General features: G+C 66.8%; 19 protein-coding genes. 2 read left to right on the top strand and 17 right to left on the bottom strand.

All coding sequences use genetic code 11. From position 1 onward, the window contains the following. Positions 1 to 297: 297 nt before the first annotated feature. The 5 genes from ACI3KX_RS05870 to ACI3KX_RS05850 form a co-directional block, all read right to left on the bottom strand. Positions 298 to 735 (bottom strand): GbsR/MarR family transcriptional regulator, encoded by a 438-nt coding sequence (locus tag ACI3KX_RS05870; protein WP_404908588.1) that lies wholly within the window; start codon positions 733 to 735, stop codon positions 298 to 300. Further along, positions 732 to 1562, bottom strand: a complete 831-nt coding sequence (locus ACI3KX_RS05865) for an alpha/beta fold hydrolase (protein ID WP_404908586.1) — start codon at positions 1560 to 1562, stop codon at positions 732 to 734. The genes ACI3KX_RS05870 and ACI3KX_RS05865 overlap by 4 nt, the downstream gene beginning before the upstream one ends. 501 nt (positions 1563 to 2063) lie before the next feature. After that, on the bottom strand, positions 2064 to 3512 hold the full coding sequence (locus ACI3KX_RS05860) for a WD40 repeat domain-containing protein (protein ID WP_404908583.1): 1449 nt from the start codon (positions 3510 to 3512) through the stop codon (positions 2064 to 2066). Between the two features lie 164 nt (positions 3513 to 3676). Beyond that, the gene (locus ACI3KX_RS05855) at positions 3677 to 5095 is read right to left on the bottom strand and encodes a hypothetical protein (protein WP_404908581.1); all 1419 of its coding nucleotides are present in this window, start codon (positions 5093 to 5095) and stop codon (positions 3677 to 3679) included. Between the two features lie 71 nt (positions 5096 to 5166). After that, on the bottom strand, positions 5167 to 5796 hold the full coding sequence (locus tag ACI3KX_RS05850) for an ATP-binding cassette domain-containing protein (RefSeq protein ID WP_404908578.1): 630 nt from the start codon (positions 5794 to 5796) through the stop codon (positions 5167 to 5169). A 237-nt stretch (positions 5797 to 6033) separates the two neighbouring features. On the opposite strand from ACI3KX_RS05850, the gene ACI3KX_RS05845 reads away from it, so the two are divergent. After that, the gene (locus tag ACI3KX_RS05845) at positions 6034 to 6867 is read left to right on the top strand and encodes a hypothetical protein (RefSeq protein WP_404908576.1); all 834 of its coding nucleotides are present in this window, start codon (positions 6034 to 6036) and stop codon (positions 6865 to 6867) included. Positions 6868 to 7396: 529 nt separating this feature from the next. Further along, on the top strand, positions 7397 to 8467 hold the full coding sequence (locus tag ACI3KX_RS05840; RefSeq protein WP_404908573.1) for a serine hydrolase domain-containing protein: 1071 nt from the start codon (positions 7397 to 7399) through the stop codon (positions 8465 to 8467). A 453-nt stretch (positions 8468 to 8920) separates the two neighbouring features. Here the strand turns inward: ACI3KX_RS05840 and ACI3KX_RS05835 are convergent, their stop codons facing one another. The 12 genes from ACI3KX_RS05835 to ACI3KX_RS05780 form a co-directional block, all read right to left on the bottom strand. Then, positions 8921 to 10261: a class I SAM-dependent methyltransferase gene (locus ACI3KX_RS05835; protein WP_404908570.1), complete on the bottom strand. Its 1341-nt coding sequence runs from the start codon at positions 10259 to 10261 to the stop codon at positions 8921 to 8923. Further along, a complete protein-coding gene (locus ACI3KX_RS05830; RefSeq protein WP_404908567.1) occupies positions 10258 to 11637 on the bottom strand; it encodes an FAD-binding oxidoreductase in 1380 nt (459 codons plus the stop codon). The genes ACI3KX_RS05835 and ACI3KX_RS05830 overlap by 4 nt, the downstream gene beginning before the upstream one ends. Before the next feature lie 155 nt (positions 11638 to 11792). Further along, positions 11793 to 12038 (bottom strand): hypothetical protein, encoded by a 246-nt coding sequence (locus ACI3KX_RS05825; protein ID WP_404908564.1) that lies wholly within the window; start codon positions 12036 to 12038, stop codon positions 11793 to 11795. Positions 12039 to 12212: 174 nt separating this feature from the next. Continuing rightward, positions 12213 to 12626 carry a hypothetical protein gene (locus ACI3KX_RS05820; protein ID WP_404908561.1) on the bottom strand — a complete coding sequence of 138 codons (414 nt, stop codon included), beginning with the start codon at positions 12624 to 12626 and terminating at the stop codon, positions 12213 to 12215. Positions 12627 to 12713: 87 nt separating this feature from the next. Continuing rightward, positions 12714 to 13748, bottom strand: coding sequence for a DUF4037 domain-containing protein (locus tag ACI3KX_RS05815; protein WP_404908559.1), 1035 nt, complete (start codon positions 13746 to 13748; stop codon positions 12714 to 12716). 152 nt (positions 13749 to 13900) lie between these two features. Next, complete coding sequence (locus tag ACI3KX_RS05810) at positions 13901 to 14317, bottom strand: hypothetical protein (protein WP_404908556.1); 417 nt, start codon at positions 14315 to 14317, stop codon at positions 13901 to 13903. Positions 14318 to 14411: 94 nt separating this feature from the next. Next, entirely contained in the window at positions 14412 to 14603 is a 192-nt protein-coding gene (locus tag ACI3KX_RS05805; RefSeq protein ID WP_404908713.1) for a hypothetical protein, read from the bottom strand. A gap of 174 nt (positions 14604 to 14777) precedes the next feature. Next, positions 14778 to 15224 carry an HTH domain-containing protein gene (locus ACI3KX_RS05800; protein WP_404908553.1) on the bottom strand — a complete coding sequence of 149 codons (447 nt, stop codon included), beginning with the start codon at positions 15222 to 15224 and terminating at the stop codon, positions 14778 to 14780. A 182-nt stretch (positions 15225 to 15406) separates the two neighbouring features. After that, positions 15407 to 15814, bottom strand: coding sequence for a hypothetical protein (locus tag ACI3KX_RS05795; RefSeq protein WP_404908551.1), 408 nt, complete (start codon positions 15812 to 15814; stop codon positions 15407 to 15409). A gap of 103 nt (positions 15815 to 15917) precedes the next feature. Further along, positions 15918 to 16280: an SdpI family protein gene (locus ACI3KX_RS05790; protein WP_404908549.1), complete on the bottom strand. Its 363-nt coding sequence runs from the start codon at positions 16278 to 16280 to the stop codon at positions 15918 to 15920. A 355-nt stretch (positions 16281 to 16635) separates the two neighbouring features. Further along, positions 16636 to 17559, bottom strand: a complete 924-nt coding sequence (locus ACI3KX_RS05785; protein WP_404908546.1) for a S1C family serine protease — start codon at positions 17557 to 17559, stop codon at positions 16636 to 16638. Positions 17560 to 17628: 69 nt separating this feature from the next. After that, positions 17629 to 18627, bottom strand: coding sequence for a squalene cyclase (locus tag ACI3KX_RS05780; RefSeq protein ID WP_404908545.1), 999 nt, complete (start codon positions 18625 to 18627; stop codon positions 17629 to 17631). Positions 18628 to 18704 lie beyond the last annotated feature (77 nt).

Raw genomic sequence — 18704 nt, 5'->3', positions numbered from 1 at the left:
CTCGCAGATGCACGATCTGCCCGGGGACGCTGAACAAGTCGACGAAGCCGAGTCCGCGAACCCAGGAAATCGGTCGACGTGCCAAGGTCGCTCGTCGGGATCTTCACCAACATCGGCATCGCGTAGATGCCGAGGAATGGATCCGGCGCGACCGCGTCCGGCCCGTCCGGAACAGGGCTCATCTCGAATGCATTGAAGTATTCGGCCATGTGAGACACCCTGGATCCTCACGTCGCGTGAGGGTCAACCTCGCGCAGTCGGGACCACCTCCCCAGCGCCAAAACGGTCCTCACCGTGTCATCGTTGCGAGTATTCGCGGAGTGCTTGTTCGCCGGCGCTGACGTAGGCGGTGAACAGCGCTGTGACGTCGCCAAGGCGCTTGGCGGCGTGAGTGTCCTCGGTTAGTTGTTCAGCGGCATGCAGCGTGCGGATGAAGGTGCGGGTGCGTTCGTGACTCGCGGCGAGCAGCTGTTCGAAGCCGCCGGCGGCCTCTACCAGTAGCCGTCGACTGCCCGGCTGCGGGATCGTGCGGGCCAGTCCCCACGACACCAGGTCGCGGATCGCCGTGCTCACCGCGCCGGCGCTGAGCGACAGCTCGGAGCGCAACTGCTCCGAACTCGATGCGTCGCCTCGCAGCAGCACATAGCCATAGACGCGACCGGTCGCGCGCGGGAGGTTCCATGTGGCCATCGTGTCGCCCATCGCGTTCACGAACTGGTGCTGGGCCGGGGTCATTGTGGGCCGCCTTCCCGGTTCGGAGTCAGATCCCAGTCAGCGAGGACCGTCAGCAGTGCGCTCGAGGTCGCCGCGGGGGCATCCCACGTCACGATGTGACCGGCGTCTGGGATGACATGTGCGTCGATGCCCTCTGCGGCGGCCCAGCGGGTCATTGCCGTGGCGATGTTTCCGGTGCGGTCCGCCGCGCCGCGCACAAGTGCGAGAGCGACCGGGGACCGGTAGTCAGGGTCGGGGTCGACGAGCGACACCGTCGCTCTCCACACGTCCACGAATCGGCTCTTCGGCATCCGCGCGAAGACCCCTCGAGCCCGCGCGATTGCAGACGCGGAGACCGCTGATGCGCGAGCCATCTGTCCCGGAAGAGTCCTGGATGGAATCAGTGTCAGCGCAGGTGCTGCGAGCTGAAGCGCGAAGCGCTCGAACCCCGTGAGCGGCCCTGTGTTCCACGTGGCGTCCACGATGATCAGTCCTCGCACCCGGTCGGGGCTGTCCTTGGCGAACGCCTGCGCAAGGTTGCCTCCGAGGGAATGCCCGACGAGCACAGGGGGATCGACATCACATTCGACGAGCAGCGCGTCGAGATCTGCGAGAGCGGCGGACGCGGTGAACCGGGTACCCCCGCTGATCGTGGATTGACCGTGTCCAGGTAGATCCCACATGATCACACGGAAGCCGGCCGCCGACAGGGCGGCGGCTTGTTCCTCGAACATCGAGTGGTCCAGCCCCGCACCGTGCGTGAGCACTACGGCCGGTCCGAAGCCACCCGTATCCGCAAATGCGATATCCGCAGTGCCACGCGAGATCCGGTGGTCTAGTTTCACCATTCTCAGAATCTAGAGTCACACCTCGGATGGCGCAACCGCAGGCCTTCCTCGCGGCGAGGCAGCGACCGTCCTAGCGCATCGGCGTCGGTAGCCTTGTGGAGGCTCTCTTCCGGGATCGCACTGCGACCTCATCGAGATCGAGCGGCACGGGCAGCGGGGTCGGTGCACGCGCACGAGTCCGAGGTACTCAACTGGGGCTGATCGGCGGCGGGATCGCCTCTGGTGTGCTCGCCGTGTCCGACGGATCCTGCCGAAAGTCCACGTAGCAACAACGAATGAGACAATCGCGACCGCAACCGCGATGAGAACCGTAGGCCCGTTCGTCGTTGCTGCGAGCCACGTCGCGGCGACGAAAACCGAGGAAGCACCCCGAGAACGCAAGGGCCCCGCATGCGCCGCGGCCCGTCATCGCGATTCGCCCTGTACCCCCGCACGGGAATGCGGCATTGTCGGGTTGACCAGCCGTGAGCTGAGGTTCTCGACGAGGGTCCCGGCTGGCACTTACTCCACCATATCGAGGACCCAAACCCGCACGCCGAGTACCGAGGCGGTGGCCAATAGTGTGCCGTCGGGACTGAAGCACACGTCGTCGACTTCGTCGTCGTGAGGGAGGACGAAGAGCGACGCTCCCGTGGCGGCATCCCACACCGTCACCTTCTCCTCGACTCCAGTTGCGACCAGCGGGGGGTCAGCGCTGAAGGCGACGATCCGACCGGCGTGACCGTACTTCTCCTCGGCCGCTGCTGTGCGGCTTTCCGGGTCTAGGGTCAGGAAGCCGCCTGAGTCCAGGGGGACGAGGATCGTGTCGGACGGCGTGAACATGGCCTTATCGGTCATAAGGTCCTCGAGCACATCTTCGTAGTCATCCACGGTGCTGCTTACCCAGTTGCAGAGGATGACCCTGTACTGGCTCGTGATGAGGAGTCGTTGGCCTCCGCCGGCGAACGTGGCGTAAGTGCATAGCGGAATCTCGTCCTCTGAAGGCTCCCAAACCAGCGTGCCCTCGCCCTCAACCGCCCACAGGCGAGGGAGACAGTCGGAGACCGTGAGTAGATTGGCGCCGTCGGGGCCGAATTCCACGTGCTCCACCGTGTCCGGATGCACCCAGCACCGCGCCTCCGAGCCGTCCCGGACACGCCAGAGGCGCGCCGTCGCGTCGTCTGCACCTGTAGCGAGGAACTGTCCGTCCGGCGAGAAGGCGATGGCGTTCACAATCGGATCGTGCTCCGCTGCTCCTTCCTCCCGCGGGTACGCGAGCTGAAAAACTTCCTGCCCCGTCCCGGAGAGCCACAACTTGACGACGCCGCCACTGTGGGCACCGGCCAGGAAATGACCATCGGGGCTGAACGCGACAGCCGTGGCCCATCCAGCCACGTCCTCGAAGCAGAATCGCGCCTCCGGCCCAGTAGGCATAGACGGCAGTGCACTCCCCGCGCTCCGGCGGGCGCCCGGCGGCGTCGAGCTGGCGAGTTCGACGGCCGAGTCGCCGGACTCCAGCACAGAGCGCCAGACCTCCCGGGCTTCCTTGGCGCGACGCATCGTTCCAGGCATGTCGAGCAAGGACTTGACACCCTTCACGATGGACACGGGATCTAGGTCACCCATGACCCGGTCCATATTGAGGTCGTTGAGCGCAGCCTTGGCCTCGCCCCGGTCTCCTTGGAACACAACGATGCGACGCTTGCCCGCGAAGTCGACCCGGAGGGCGAGAGCTGCGAGTGACTGGCTCCCGAAGAACGGCGGCGCGTCGCCGAGGCAGGCGACGTCGGATAGGGGGAAAACCCAGGTGTCCCTGTCTCCGTCCTCCACGAACACAACGAACAACTGCCCATCGTCGCCCACGAGCGCCAACTCACCGACGATCTGCAAAAGCCGAATACCCCACATGGCGCTCTGCCGGTCGCTAAGGAGCTCAACACGACTGGACAACAGAACTTCGTGACCACTCATTTGCACTCGCCCCCTTTCGCCTCGCTTCGTGTAGAGAGCGAAACGAACGCTGGAGATACGTGGCGGCAGCTGGTCCCTCCCGGCGGCGATCGGCTGCTCGCCGCCCGCAAACCGGTCCTGCTGCGCGCCTTTTAGGTGTCCACGGGGCTCGGCGCTTCGGTGGGCTATCCGCGCCGACGCCATCGGTGAACAGCGACTGCGAGCATGGCGCTTGTGATGCCAACGATCAGTATTGGAGTTTGGAGGATGAGCGTCGCGGATACCCCAGCTATCGCGGCCACGAGCACTGCGTCGAGGGCCCAGATGAGTCGAATCGCCGCCCCTAGGTCGCCCATTGGGGTGGGGATGGGTGCGAGGAGGGCGGGTTGGAGTGGGCCCTTGAGGGCGTTACTGACTCTTGCGACCAGGGTCAAGAGTGCGAGAGTCAAAGCGCTCAGAAGCGATGGGATGACTGCGATTCCCGTGACGGCCGCGCATACCGAGACAGCGGTTACTAGGACGATCGCGGTCATGGTCAGCGGGAAGAGCAGGTGGTTTGCCAATAGGTGAGCGTCGCTGATCCCGTACAGCGGGAGGCCTGATGCGACGTAGGCGGCGTGGCGCAACCCGTCAGTGAGGGGTCCGAGTCCCGTGAACAGAAACACGCCAGCCACTGCCCCGAGAAGGAGGCTGGGTGTTGTGGGCGCGAAAGCAAGCACGATGAGTGCACCTGCGCCGGTGAGGGCAAAGATGCCAGCGATCAAGCGGCCCGGTGTGCGCGTCGCTCCGACGGCGTCGCGGATGAAGAACGTCACGGATAGCCGATTCATCGGTCGAACGGCGCGAAGACGGCGGCCCTGGTGTGGTCTTCGCTGGTAGATCGCGGCGGCGGTGCTGAAGTCCATGCCGGCGGCGTGAATCGTGGCGGAATCCCAAAGCGCCGCCTGCGCTGCGAGTTCTGCGTGACTGAGTCGGTTCATCAGCGTCGGGAGCGAGGCGGCGAGTGCGATGGCGAGCGTGCATGCCGCGGCGGTGGCGGACATTGAACCGATACCTGGGTAAGCGAGGGCGACCCATCCCCAGGGGGTGAACGGTCGCGTACTGGGGACTGTCGCGGTGGCTGCGCCGAGTGCCAGCGAGCCAAGGGCCAGTAGGATGGCGGCTCGGGAGAAGGCTTGGCCGATGAGCCAGAAGGCGGTTGTGATAATCCCGACTGCCGCTCCGACCGCGGTGAACGCCAGTGCATGAAGCGGCTCAGCCAGGCCACGGCTTGCAAGACTGCTCGCAACGACGCCCGTCGCGATCGTCGTCGACGCCGTCACAATGGCGCCGGCGCGCAGTACCGGGCCGGCAAATGTGTCCGATCGGGGCAGGTCGGTTGTCGCCAGCGCATGGGTGAGGAACGGGGGAAGCAGGGCGGGGCCACGTTCGCGACCCAGCAGCAGCGCACCCGCCCAAACACACACCACAACGAGCGCGGTCACTGCCGGCGCCGCAGGGGACGCGAACAGGGCAGCCCCTTCCGTGCTGAACGCGCTCAACCACACGGCGCGCGCAACGGGCGCCGCCACCACAAGCGTGACCATGAAGAACATGTAGACCACGTATCCGCGGTCACCGACGGTACGAGCGCTACGAGCGCGCCATACGCGAATCGCAGCTTCCGAGCGTGCGCTCATGCCGCAGCACCCAGCCAGACGGTCTGTCCGCCCACCCCATCCGCAAGTGCTGAACTGTGCGTCGCAAGCACCAGGGTTACGCCCCGCTCGCGGCGAGCGCGCAAGACGCGGGCCACCGACTCGACATGCTCAGGATCCAGCCGTTGCTCCGGCTCATCGAGGATCAACACTTCAAAAGGGCGGGCAAGGGTCATCGCGAGACCAAGCAACTGCGTCTGACCAGACGACAGCTCATGCGGGAAACGCTCACTCAGCCCGCTGAGCCCAAGCTCCGCCAGCACGTCACGTGTGGTCGCGACCGCCGTCCTCGGAGCGCGCGCCCACGTAGCAGCGACCAGCAGGACATGGTCATAGAGGGTGAGGTCAGGCGCCATCGGTGGCAGCCCGATCATCGCCGCGACCCGTCGCCGGAACTCAAGATCCCGCTCAGCCACGTCAGCACCCCCGATGCGTACGAGCCCCGCCGTCGGTTTCCGGACACCGGCAAGCACTCGCAAGAAGGTCGATTTCCCTGCCCCGTTCCGACCTCGCACAATCAGGGCATCACCCCGCCGCGCCGTCACGGAGACGGCAGCGAGAAGGGTCACGTCACCCGTCTTCACGCAGACGTCGTCCACCTCGATCATGAATCCACTCTCCCAGAGACCGCAGACCCGCAACTCGACAAGACCGCCCGCTCGGGGTCGCTGAGCGGTCACACCGTCCGCGTGTGTTGGTCGTCGTGGCTACGGGACGATCCTCACCCAGAACAGAAGCAACTCATTCGGATCTGAGAAGTCGAGGCTCATGGCCTCAAGGTAGGGGCGTCGTGCGCTGCTGACCCCTCCCTATCGCCGGGTTGCACCCGCGGGGATAATGAGGGTATGGACGCCCCTCGGGGGCCGGCCGGGCGCGAGGCCGACGAACTTCAGCGCAAACGGCAACGCGCGACTGACGTCGCAGCAGACGACGTCGCGCGTGAGCTGAATGACCTGCGTGCACGGGCGTATGGTCCAGAACCCGACATCGAGGCCGATCCGGCGGCCATGTCGCGGTTGATCGAACTCGAAGCGGCCAATATCGCCGCTGTGACCCCCGTTAGTGTCACCGCGTCTGCCGACCACCACACGTCTGGTGCGACACCAATGTTTGCTCCGGCCTCTGGTGACGCCGCGGAAGGCTCACGACCGCCGGGGGCGGAGCCGATGATCCCGACGACCTCGGGCGAGGGCGCCGGGCGCCCGGCGCGGCACCGCGCGACGCTGCTGCGCAGCCGTGCATGGTTCGTCGTAGGGGCGGTCGTGATCGTCGCGTCCCTCATCTATGCCGCGATCTGGCTCCTCACACCGCACCCTGATGCGACGCTGCATCCGACCGCGGTCGAGCCGGACAACAGTGTCATCCAAGAGCTGACCGCCGATGTAGGCAACCCGGACATCTCCACGCTGCGCCACTTCGAGCGGTACCGCGAAATAGCCGTCTGGTCCGTCGACAACGGCTCTGGCGACATCTGCCTCCTCGCCTGGGACCGCGGAGGTGGCAGCGGTCGATTCGAATTTCAGTGCCTGCCCCCTGCGGTCGAGCTCGCCCTCCATATGCCGGTAGTCGCGGAGGCAGGCGACAGCTTCGGTGAGTGGCTCGCAGACGGCAGCGTCATCAGCCTTCACCTCCGCGAGAACACCGTGGACGTTGTCGTCCACCCTCCACCAGTCGACTGAGCCGCACCCATCACAGCTCGCGTGGGACGCGACCTGCGAGCCGCCACTGCCGACGGAACGGTCGGCAGCCCAGCGATGGACTGACGGGCGTGCGCGCCTACGGCTAACCCGCGCCTGACGAGCGGGGCTCGATCAGCGGTTCCTGATCGCGCCGCGATGACCCTGGCGCGAGCGCGGGAAGCGAACCGTCAGGCATGAGGCTTCGGCGATCGCGGCCTGTGAGCATGCACGCCCACGACGCCGCTCCGCGTGCTCGGGTGCGATTGCGTGGATGGTTCATCTGTGTAGGTGACGAGCCGTCTACTGTGGTGCTCGCTGACGGGACATGTCGGAACACGCCTGCGGCAGCCGGCTGTCACCGGTCTGGTGGCACTCGTGAAAGTCAGGCATCCTGAAGCCAGCATCGCGTCGGTACCCAGAGTCGGCCCGCCGGACTCGATAAGTGAGACCGCGCTGCTCACCACGCCGGCCCAGCGGCCCTCGGCTGCTGTGGCGGACTGCCAAGAGGGTCTTGTCACCGGAGGCGGCGATGTGGCTTTCCCGTGTCGCACATATCACCATCCCCTTCCTGTTGCTCGCGGCGATTTCTGGTTGCGCTGCCGACCCGCTCGACGCCAAGCGCACGGCCAGCACCGCGATTCTCGAGGCGGGCGTTCCCGACGACGCACCGGGATGCTCCGCCGCCATCGCCGTCGACGGTGAGGTGGTGTGGGCTGAGGCGCGCGGGCTCGCGAACCTCGAAACCAACACAGATTTTGAGACGTCCACCCCAATTCACGTGGGCTCGGTGGGAAAGCAGTTCACCGCGATGGCGGTGCTCATACTCGCCGACAGAGGCGAGCTGTCTTTGGATGATTCACCCGCCGTCTACCTGGACGGGCTGCCGGAGTGGGCGCAGCAACTGACGCTGAACGACCTGTTGCACCACACCTCTGGGATCGAGGATGTGCTGTCATTGCCGCCGAGCGTCTTCGGCACGCCGCCGATGACGAACGCCGACGCCCTCGAGTTCGTGAGAACCAGTCCGCTCGCCCATCCCGGAATCCCGGGCGAGTTCCACTATTCGAACACGAACTATGCGCTGCTCGCGGACATCGTTGCCGCGGTCACCGAGACGGAGTTCGCCGCGTGGATGCAGGCGAATGTTTTCGCGCCGTTGGATCTGGAGGCGAGGATCGGGCCGTCGGTTCCCTCTGATCCCAGGGGCTATGAGGGGGATGCGAGCGCCGAGTTTGCCGAGGTGGAGGCGTGGCCGTGGGTGCTGAGCGGAGCTGGCTTCGTGACGATGACGGTCTCGGATCTGGTTCTCTGGGGTGATCAGTTGCGTGAGCCGTCATTGGTGAGCGCCGAGACGCTGGCAGATGCCCTCAGCAACGGGGCACCTCTGGACGATGGATCCGCCTACGGGCCGGGCCTCTTCCTCTTCCCGGACGGCTCACTCGGACATCCCGGAGACGGAGCAGGTCTCTACACCGCGTTCGGGGTCAGCGCGGACCGGCAGACCACGGGCGCCATCTCGTGCAACCAGGACGGGATCGATGTGGACGGTATGGCCGACGACCTCGTCGGAATCTGGTTCACTGAGCGACCCTATCAATGAGCCGTCGCAGAACCACTGCCGCGAACGCTCAGCGGGGGGCCAGGACGGCCTGAGCCGTAGCGATCGCGGCGGCCAGCGAGATACGCCTAGGCGAGAGTGTTTCGCGATCGAGTCACAGGCGTCCCGCAGTGGTCCGTAAGCCGGTCCGCTTGCGGGCGAGGAACGAAGGCCGGGCCATGTCCGCGCAACTCGGCTCGATCATGCCGATCGACGATTAACCGTGGTACCGGAAGCCAAAGGTCGATACTCGATCCTCAAGGCACGCAGGTGCACCCGTGCACGCCCACCGGCCCACGGCGCCCCACGCTCACGGGCGCGGCCGTCGGGCTCCGGGCCGTGATCGTGGAGCACCGGAGGTTCGGAGGGTGGCGGAGGGAAAGCAGGGTCGCACAATCGCGGCACGGAGCGTGGCGGAGTTGAGATGAGAACCGCAGCGACTCCGGCCGCGCGCCGCTATGGCGTCCACCACGGCCGCAGCGGAAGGTCGGCATCGTCGCTGTTCCCCCGGGAGTTGACGGCCAGAACGTGGTGCAGCTCGATCCCGCCCGATTCGAAGGCGAGCCGTGATCCGGCCATGTAGAGGCCCCACACCTTCGCCGCGGGCAGTCCGATCTCGGTGACCGCTTCGTCCCAGTGCTCGACGAGGTTCGCGCACCAGTCACGGAGCGTCAGTGCGTAGTGGGGGCGCAGGTTCTCCTCGTGCAGCACTTCGAGCCCGGCATCCTGTGCCTCGGTGACGATGCGACCGGAACCGGTCAGCTCGCCGTCCGGGAAGACGTAACGGTCGATGAACCCCCGCGCCGCGGGCTCGGTCTTGTTGTCGCTGCGGGTGATGCAGTGGTTTAGCAGCAGGCCTCCCGGGCGTATCCGCGAGCACAGGAAGCGGAAGTACGCCGGGTAGTTGCGCACCCCGATGTGCTCGAGCAGCCCGATCGACGACACCGCGTCGAAACCGGTCTCGGCGATGTCGCGATAGTCGCCATACCGCACCTCAGCGTGCTCCAGCCCTTCGTCGGCGATGGCGCGCTGCGCCCACCCGGCCTGCTCCTGCGACAGCGTCACTCCGAGGGCGTGGACGCCCCGACGAGCGGCGTAGCGCACCATGCCGCCCCAGCCGCAGCCGACGTCGAGCAGCCGGTCGCCCGGCTTCAGCCGCAGCTTCTCGAACACGAGCCGGTACTTGTTCTCCTGTGCCTCCTCCAGCGAAGCGTCGAGGTGCGGGTAGCACGCGCACGTGTAGGTCATCGACGGGCCGAGCACCCACTCGTAGAAGATGTTCGAGACGTCGTAGTGGTGGTGGATCGCCTCGGCATCACGCGACTTGCTGTGCCGCAGGCCACCGGCGATGCGCCTCCAGCGCGGGGGCACCTCCTGCGGCGGCGGCGCGACCGGGCGCAGATGCTCGATGCCGATCGAGCGGACGATCCGGGCCATGAGCCGCGGCGATGCTCGCGTGAACTCGAGGCTCTCGAGCGTCTTGAGCAGCTCGTATGGGTCGCCGGGGTGCACACCTCGGATGTCGAGATCGCCGGCGATGTAGGCGCGCGCGAGCCCGAGATCGCCTAACCCGGTGACAAGATACGTCGTGCCGCGGGGTGTCTTCAGGTCAAGGGCGAAGGGCGCGTCGGGAGGGCCGGCCGTGCTGCCGTCATACGCGGTGAAGCGCAGCGGCAGCCGGCCCGACGTGAATATCTCAAGCACCTCGGCGAGCGTGAGTTTTCCGGACTCCGCGTCGGCCGTGCCGGCCGCGTCGCCATCGGCCGAGGCATCCGTCCGATCCTTGGATGTGGTCATCGTCGTTGCACAGCCTTCTGATAGAGGTCGAGCAGTCGCCCGTCGGGGTCGTACCGCCTTTTCGCCGCTCGATAGTCCGCCCCGCCGTAGAGCGAGTCGAAGTCCTCCCGCGAATAGAACGCGTCGGAGTACAGCGATTTATGCCCGTCGAGCTCGCACACCTTCCGCTCGATCAGCCGGTTCGTCTCGCCTTCAGTCGCCCCGACCGGAACGGTCGACCAGAAGCCGACGTTGACGTAGGTCTCGGCTGGATGCAGCGGGTAAAGCGGCCACGCGTGATGGTCGCGCAATCGCAGCGGACAGAGCCAGATGGGCGTGATCGGCACGTTCCCGAGGAACCAGTCGACGAATTCGGCGCACCGGGCGATCGGCACTTCGACGTCCTGGATCACGCGCTCGCGCGCGGGGCGCCTGTGCAGCTTCTCGAGGCGATCGCCGATGTCGAATCGGCGTTCCAGCCGCATGAGCCTGCTGTACGTGGCGCTGCTGAGGTAGCGTCGGGGCCACACGCGACGGACGAAGGGATGCTGCGCCCCGAACGCCGCCGAGCACCAGAACCAGTCGGTGTCCCACCGCCAGAGGTAGTCGTGGATGGTGAGCCGGTCGGCTTTCCCGGCGTCGTCGTGCTGGATGGACCGGTAGTAGATGTGTCGCCCCGTGTAGTCGCTGACCGGGCCGGGCGCGGAGCTCTGGGTCCCGACGCACAGATAGCTCTCGTCGGCGCTGAACACCACGCCGTCGAGATAGTCCACCGGCACGTCGTCCAGTCGACGCGTTGCGACGATGCGGTCCATCGCCGCCATCAGATCGGCGATCGTGTGAAAGCGCACCTGCCGGAGGGTCACGAACGGCTGGACCGTCTCGAGTTCGATGCGCAGACGCACCGCGTAGCCGAGAGTGCCGTAGGAATTGGGAAACGCCCGGTACAGGTCGGCGTGCTCGCTCGGGGATGCAGTGATCACCTCCCCCGCGCCGGTGAGGATGTCCATCTCGAGCACTGATTCATGCGGCAGCCCGCTTCGGAACGACGTCGACTCGATGCCGAGGCCCGTGACCGCGCCGCCGAGCGTGATCGTCTTCAGTTGCGGCACGACGAGGGGTGCCAGCCCGTGCGGCAGTGTCGCGGCGACGAGATCCTTGTAGGTGCACATGCCCGCGACGTCCGCCGTGCGACCCTCAGGATCGACGCGGATGACTCCCGTCAACCCCGACGTGTCCAGGCCGGGGGCGGCAGTTACCGAACGCGAACGGAACAGGTTCGAGGTGCGCTTGGCGAGCCGGACCTGCGCGTCCGGCGGCAGCGCCCAGTAGCTCTCGAGCAGCCGCCGCACGCCGGCGGCGTGCGCAGTGCGGGCTTCGGTCGCGGGTGCGGACACGACCCCCACGCTAGTCCGCGGCGGGGTTCGGGTGAAGGATCCCGCTCCCTGCCGGTCTGGTCGTTTCACAGCCACCCCCGCGCTCGTGTCGAATTCGTTGCCGAGGTGGGCAAGTGTGGGCCCGAAGCACGACGTCGCGTGCACCAGGGGGTCGATCAGCGAGCGGGTTCCCGCGGCCGTATCAGGAGCACGGATCCGAGGAGGACAAGTCCTACGAGCGTGGACCACATCGAGATTGCCATGACCACAGCATCGCCCGGCAGCATCGCGCACCCGGCGGAGGTGTCCTCGTAGGAACAACTGCGCCACGGCTGGAAGAAGTAGATGACCGTGATGATCCCTGCTACGACCGTGATGCCGGTGCTGACGAGGATGACGATCTTCCGCGTCCGAGCGTCCATGGCCTCACCGTACTGTCTTCCCGCTGGCCCGCCCGCTGGTCGGTCCCTCCGCGCGCGGTTTGACTAGACGAAGGCCGCCGACTGCGGCCCCAGGTGTCGCTCCGCAACCGCAGGGCACGGGCCGGCTGCCACGCCAACACCGACTTCCTGGATCCGCTGTTGCCCGGGTATCGATCAGGCCGCTGCGTGGCGAGCGAACAGCGCGTTTAGCACCGACCGCAGCCGCACAACCCCCTCATCTGCCGGCAGGGTTGCAATGGCGTCCGCCTCGCCCGCGAAATCGATGCCCTCCTCGGCAAGCAATTCCCGAAGCGTGACGCCGTCGAAGCGGATTTCGTGGAGCCTTGCACCTACTTCTGTGCCGGCGTAAATGTTTAGATCGGTGCAGGCGCCGTCATCGTCGTATTGAATTGTCAGTGCCAGCCCCGGAAACCGTTGGCGGAACTCGACATGCGGCGCGCAGTAGATGATCCCGATGTCGTCGCCGACCCCGGACTGACCTGCTTGGAATCCGTTGGCGATCATCAGTGGATTTAGCTCAGCGCAAATGAGATCCGCGAGAGCTTGGGGTTCCAGGTGCCCGTCCACGCTCCGATCTTCTCGCGTATGCCCACAGTGCACGGCAAACCGTCGCTCTGCGAGCGTCGTCATGAACGTTTGAGTTCGGGTCGCGGATTAGCCTGCCACGAGAAGTGCCCGGGCACGAGCGTTGACGAGGATGTCAACGTTGTCGGTGCGCTGCTCCGCGGACCCACGGCCATACGGAAGTGTTCTCACCTCGTCGCGAACGATGCCACCGAGTAGTTGGCTCACGATCGATGGGTTCGGGTGGATGTGGGGGCGATCCCAGAAGGGCACGATGGCCTGCGTCGCCATGGTGAGGCCGAGAGTGTTCTGCTCGCGCAGCAACACCTCGAGTGCACGGGCGAGGCCGGACTGTCGCTCGGCGTCGTCGTCTGAGTGGAGTGTCTTGTTGAGCGGCTCGCTAAGTTCCTTCGCGCGTGTGAGGCGGTTGAACGACGTGCCGAACCATTTCGCGTAGGGGGGCCAGCGTCGTTCGAGCATGAACGCCAGGTGCATGGTGATCTGAGTCAGGCGGGCGGCGATGACGCGAGAGCCGGCTTCGTCGCCGACCTCGGCGGCGCGGCTCATCAGCGGGAGTTCCTGCGCCAGGCGGATCCAGTCGCACGCGAGGATGTAGCGCCAAACGTCGTCTGGGTACCAGGCCAGCGCATGGCGGGCCGCAATGAGCGCTCCGTCGGTATCAATGAACACGGGACCGGCGGTGACCTCGAGTGCGGCTTGTCCGGTGAGCGACAGCCAGTCTTCGACGGACAGGCCTGTGCGCGGGTCGAAGCCCAGGCGCACGTCAAGAAACTCGGAGACTGAGGTGACGTCCACGTGGTGGCGGCGCTCGGTCTGACCGGTGAATGCGAAGCGGGTCGGGAGTCCCTCGTACGTTTCGGGAAGCTGTCGCTCGAGTTCTCGGTCTACCTCGTCGACGGCGTCCGCCGGTACGAACAGGTTCAGTCGGAGGCCCCAGTCATGGTCTTGGGAGGTGTCGTCATCGAACCCAAGGACGTCGGAGCCCGAACCGACGCGGCCCGCCGCATATGGGAGGTGAGGGAACCGCTCCGCGAGTATTGGACGCACCAGATCTGAGTGGTAACGCCGCGCAAGATCGACGCCGCTCCAGCCGGTTTGCTTCACGGTTCGATCCTGCACGACTCGACTGATCGCGTGCGAACGCGGGTCCGCGAACGGGCGACCGGAGACGGTCTCCTGAGCGCGCAGGAAACCTCCAGCGCTCGTTCTCGTGTCTCCGCGTCTGCAGGCCCCGTCGTCTGGCTCGCCGACTGATGCTAGCCCTCGAGCAGCGCTGCGAGCGAAGCCAGGTCGCGCTCCAGGCTGTGCTGAACCTCGGCAGACATTCCCCTTGCCAGCTGCGCTTCGGCTGGCCCATCGAGCCATGCAGACAGTGTGACCTCGGTATGGTCGAGCCCTTCGACGGCCTCGTGGTGCACGGTCAACTCCGCCCCATCGAGTTCGGTGGTGTCGGCATAGACAAAGCCCGGCCCCACCGTCGTGATGCGGAACGGCGACTCTTGACCACCGACCGCTTTCAGGACTCCGCGGGCGCCCACGCCGAAGGGCTCTGACAGCCTGAAGTACTCCATACTCGGCGCCCACTCGGGGTGCGTTTCGATAGCGCACCAGCGCTCGAAGAACAACGAGGCCGGGGCACTAGACGTGCGGCGGGTTCGCGCAATCTCGATCACGAGTTTTTCCTATGTCAAGTGTTAGGCCGCGGCGGGAAGGCTCGCGGGCGTTTGGAGCGGTTGCTGGTCGGCGTGGAGGGTGGCGGCAGGGAGTTCAATGAGCAATGCCTTCGAGATCACTGAGTCGGTTCAATTCGGCCATGGTCGGCGCTCCTTCCCAGTCACCAACCACGGTGCAGGCGAACGCGCCGGCCGCTGTGGCTCGCTCGAGGCGACGGTGCAGGGGGAGGACGTCTTCCCTGCACAGGCTGAGGTAGCCGGCGACGAAGGCATCGCCCGCTCCCATGGTGTCGATCGCGGCGACGGGGTAGACGGGTTGCTCGTCAAGAACGAAACCGTCACCTTGAGCCACTCGAGCATCGTCGCACGAGATGCGCCGCGCTGAACGGTCATGGGTCCCTCTGCGCGCGGTCTGCCGACGGCAGAGGTTCGGTCCAAGCGGCGGGAGAGACCGTCGCCATCACTGACGGCGTGCCTGATTGACGGCGGTGATGAGGAACGAACTCTTGATAGCGAGTGCGTACCTCTTGTCGAGTGGAACGGCGTGCGGGTCATTCAGTGCCAGCTCGACATCCTCGACGCCGACGCCTGCCAGTCGCGCAATGTTGCCGGGTGTGAGCCGGCACTCGATCGTCAATGACTCAAGGATCCCCTTGAGTCGCTCGTCGTTATCGCTCTGCATCCCGTCCGCCAAGCAAGCGGCGAGCAGGGACACTCGGACGCTGTCGTTTCCCGTGAGTACCGGCGGGTTCGTGGAGAGGCCCGGAGATTCCGCCGCTCCGGCGCGCAGGAAGTGCGCCAGGGTCTCGGACGCAATCCCGGTCATCGCGTGCAGAGCGTCTTCTGAGATGCCGCCGGCAGCGATGACACTACGAAGTTGATCGGCTGGATCTGCAGTCGTCGTCAAAACTCGTGTTCCTTTCGGGGCGATGGCGGTGGGATGGGCAGCAGCAGTGAAGACGAGGAAGCTCGGACAGCTTCTCACCCCGGAGTCTGACAGCGCACGGACGCCGGTCCCTGTGCGTCCATCGACGAGCCTTGTGTCGACTGCGAGGTGCGGGCTCGCGCAAGTGAGTCCGTTCGGCCGCTCTAGCGCGTCGTGCCGACGAGGAGTGTGTCGCCCACTAGCTCGGCGTTGCTTTCCGACAACTGGTCCGGGTAGTCCGCGAGCTCTACCCTCAACCCGCTTCCGATCGTCAGAGCTATGGGCGCGCCGGCGCAGCCCGCCCAGGGGCCGGCGGTGTCCTCTTCGAGGAGGATGATGCACGTCTCGTTGATTCCTTCGCTCCGGACCACCCAGTAGCGATTGCCTGTTGAATCTTCACCCACATACCTGCTGGTCTCGGCGTCAACCTCGGCCGTGAGGTCTGCGGGCAGCTCATCTACAGCAGTGCGCTGGCGGTCCAAGATTGCGGGTGTGCTGGGTTGCGCGCATCCCGCGAGCGCCGCCCCCAGGACGAGGAAGGCAAGAACCAAGACGGGGACGCGGCGCTTCATGGCGTGAGCCGTAGGGGTGGCCAGGGCCAGCGTGCAAGCAGCGTCGCCTAGGGGGTTCGTGATTGCCCGGATGCCGGTCCTTCATCGGACGGGTCGAATGCGGTCAGGACTCGGAAATGGCCTTCGCAGCCGTGCCCCCGACTTGAGCCCCATAGAGGACGAATCCGAGCGCGGCAACCGCGGCAAGAAGCACCCCGATAGTCACCACGGGCATCGGAACGGGAACGAGAGCGAACGCCCCGCCCAGGATGCTGATGACTCCGGCGCAGACCGTCGCTCCCCGCGCTCGAACATGTGCGGCCAGCCAGGCTTCTTCACTCGCCATCGTGCTGGGAATCCGAATGCCCGCGAGCTGATTCCGCTTCATCCGCCCAGACGCTGCCGCATTCGCCATCCAGATGAGGAGGATGCCCGCGCCAACCATCACGACGAACAAGACGGCCCTCGCTATCCACTCGTTCTCCACAGCTCCGAGGCTATCTCTCTCCCGATCAGCTGCGGCTCGCATAAGCCAGCTTGCGCGATTGGCTTGCGCCCCTAGCCGGTCCCTGATCGAGCGGCTGTGCTGGTCGGGGCCGGCGACCCCTGCAGTGTCGAAGGTCCCGCCTCGTGGGCGCTCACCCCGTCAGCGCGGCTGGCGGGGACGCCGCCACGCTGGGTTCACCCACCGCGCTCCCACGTGCGGTAGGAGCGGACGGGCTGATTTTGCCCGCGCGGGCCCGCTAACAGATGCACGCCGCCGCGCTCTCGGTGGGTGGCGGATCCGCAATCTCCGGTGCCCGGCTTTCGGCCCCGCACCGAGGATCGCATAACCACCGGGCTCAGCCGACGCGGAGTTCCTCGGGCTCGACCACCACATCGACGAGGGCGCCGTTGCGCCAGACCGTCATCTCCATCCGCCGCCCGATCGCTCCCGCGACCATGCGGCGCTGCAGCGCGGTGGGGTCGGCGATCGCGACGCCGTCCAATGACAGCACGATGTCGCCGGTGCGGGCACCGGCTGCGGCGGCCGGGCTGTTCGCCACGACCGAGACCACCTGCATCCCGACCCGCGCCCCGGCCTTGAGTGCCACGTCGGGGCCGAGCGGCACCGTCGCACCGGCGATCCCGAGCCAGGCGCGCCGCACCCGGCCGGTCGTGCGCAAGGCCTCGATGATCTCGCGCGTCGTGGCGTTGATGGGCACGGCGAGTCCCAGTCCGATGCCGGCGACGGCGGTGTTCACGCCGACCATCCGGCCGGCGCTGTCGGCCAGCACGCCGCCGCTGTTGCCGGGGTTGAGTGCGGCGTCGGTCTGGATGACCTCGTCGATGACCCGCCCTGAGCGGGTCGGCAGCGATCGTCCGAGTGCCGACACGATGCCGGCCGTCACGCTTCCCGAAAAGCCGCGCGGGTTGCCCAGCGCGACCACGAGCTGCCCGACTCCCAAGGCGGCGGCATCCCCCATCCGCACCGGCGGCGGCGTCGGTCCGTCGGCGTGCAGCACGGCCAGGTCTGAGAGCGGGTCGGCGCCGATGACGGATGCCGCCGCCACCGTGCCGTCGGGGAAGGCCAGCTCGACACCCACCGCCCCTTCGACGACGTGAGCGCTGGTGAGGAGGTGTCCCCCATCAGTGATGACCGAGGCGCTGCCCGCGCCCATCCCCTGACGGGTGCGTACGCTCACCGCGGCGACCGACGGCAGCACCGTCTGCGCGACGCGCATCACCGTCGACGAGTACGCGTCGAGCGCCTCCCTGTCGTCCATGCGACCAGTGTCGACCTCTCACGGCTCACACGGCGCGAGTTCGCGCACGGCGGAAGCCTGGGGCCGACGTCAGTCCTCGGAATCCGCCACCGGCGAGGAGCCCGCCGATGAGTCCCACCAGTCGAGCACGCGGGTGCCCATCAGGGTGAGCCAGCGCGAGGGCTCCCCCTCGCGCGCGTCGACGTCGAACCAGGTCCGCCCCGGCAGCGGCGTCGTCTGCAGCCACGTGCCGTCGGGCTGCCGGGCCGCCCTCACGACGTCGATCGCCTCGGCGAGCCGCGGGTCGGGCGTCGTGCCTTCGAACAGCGCGACGTCGCGGAAGTGGTCGACCGCGGCGAGTGCGCTGTACCGGTGCCGGTTCGGGTTGACGAAGCGGGTCACGAAGTCGCCGACGACCTCGCCCGTGCTGGCGCGGAACATGAGCCGCCGCGAGAGCAGGTACTCCTCGCCGCCGTGACGGGCCCCGCGCATCTTCGAGTCGCCGGTGATCCGCTCGTACGCGAGCATGCCCCGCACGGCATTCAACGTCGAGTGGAACGACGAGCGGACGGAATCGCCCTCCTCGGCCTCGCAGTTCCAGCCGCCGTCGGCGAGGCGATGCTCGGGGAACCACGCGCCGAGCTGCGACACGTCAGCGCCGAGCCAGGCACCGCTCGCGAGCGTGTAGGAGTTGATGCAGACGTCGACCTCGCCGCCCCAGTAGGGCAGGTCCTCATACTCCCACCGACTGTGCGCTGCGAGCTTCTCAGCGGTGCCTTCGAGCACGGCAGCATCCACGCCCCACTCCCGCAGCTCTTTGAGCACCCATGTCGTCGCAACCCAGGGCTGACCCGGCGCCTCCGCCTCGGCGCTGGCGAAGAAGCCCGCCGGGAAGAAGGCACCCCCGGCCCATTGACCGTCGGCGTCCTGCTCCGCGAGGAGCCGCGCGCCGAAACCTTCGGTCGCGACGCGCGCTCGTGTCGCCTCCCACACGGCGGGCGGAGCGCCGACGAGGTCCCGCTCGACCTGCCAGCGCAGCGACGGGTCGGAGTCGAGCAGCCAGTCGAGCACGAGTCGCGGCGTGGACATGAGGGCAGAGTACCCAGGGCCGCCGACGTGGCACAGGGCCACGGCATCCGCTCGTCTGGATACTGTGAGGATCGTTG

The sequence above is a fragment of the Microbacterium sp. ZW CA_36 genome, assembly GCF_044987475.1.
Classification (GTDB): Bacteria; Actinomycetota; Actinomycetes; order Actinomycetales; family Microbacteriaceae; genus Microbacterium.
This window is presented reverse-complemented; position numbering and strand designations above follow the sequence as displayed.